General features: G+C 40.9%; 1 protein-coding gene. It reads left to right on the forward strand.

The genetic code is table 11. From position 1 onward, the window contains the following. The coding region (locus JUI58_RS11600) for a Uma2 family endonuclease (RefSeq protein WP_204103948.1) at positions 1-225 on the forward strand (225 nt) is incomplete at both ends.

Here is a 225-nt window from a genome sequence, read left to right on the forward strand (position 1 = left end):
CACACCATCTTCGATCTGATTATTTTATTGCCAAGGATTTGAATCTCTACTACGATCGCCAACATACCCAGTGGTATAAACGACCAGATTGGTTTTTAGTTCTAGGTGCAAGACGCAGTACGAATTTGCAAGAGTTGCGCTTGAGTTATGTAATTTGGCAAGAGGAAGTCAGTCCTTTTTTAGTAGTAGAATTGGCTTCTCCTGGCACAGAGGATGAAGATTTAG

This window comes from Spirulina sp. CCY15215 (assembly GCF_016888125.1).
Lineage (GTDB): Bacteria > Cyanobacteriota > Cyanobacteriia > Cyanobacteriales > Spirulinaceae > CCY15215.